This window comes from Aquitalea sp. S1-19, assembly GCF_024343515.1.
The window spans coordinates 1-532 of sequence record NZ_RJTZ01000352.1 but is presented as its reverse complement, the minus strand read 5'-3'; the positions used below and the strand labels follow the sequence as shown (position 1 = coordinate 532).

1 protein-coding gene is annotated in these 532 nt (G+C 56.8%); it reads left to right on the top strand.

The window, feature by feature from the left end; all coding sequences use genetic code 11:
• Positions 1-186 precede the first annotated feature (186 nt).
• Complete coding sequence (locus tag EGI20_RS19000; protein WP_498633267.1) at positions 187-447, top strand: TOBE domain-containing protein; 261 nt, start codon at positions 187-189, stop codon at positions 445-447.
• Positions 448-532: the final 85 nt, after the last annotated feature.

Here is a 532-nt window from a genome sequence, read left to right as displayed (position 1 = left end):
TGCGTGGCGGGCTGATGACGGCACTATTGATGGTGTTTGTCGATGTAATGAAGGAAATGCCGATTACGCTGATGACCCGTCCGTTTGGCTGGGATACGCTCGCGGTGCGCATTTTTACCCTGACTACCGAGGGAGAGTGGGAGCGGGCCGCGCTGCCTGACGCTTGAGGTCGGCGAATTCTGTGGCTTGCTGCCCTTGGGTTTTGCCAGCGGCGACACGGTTGACGTGCTGTTGCGGCCCGATGATGTGGTGCATGATGATGCGAGCGAGCAGACGGCTGTGGTGGTGGACAAGGTGTTCCGCGGGGCAGATTTTCATTACACCCTGGCCTTGCCCTCCGGTCAGCATGTATTGGCGCAGGTGGGTAGCCATCATAATCATGCCATCGGAGAGTCTATCGGTATCCGGCTGGAGCTGGATCACCTGATTGCGTTTAAGCGCGAGTAGAAGGGGTAAGGTATCTATAAAAAAGGGATCCGCAAGGATCCCTTTTGTGGTTTTAACCTGCCAGCCAGTGCCCTGGCTGTGCTTC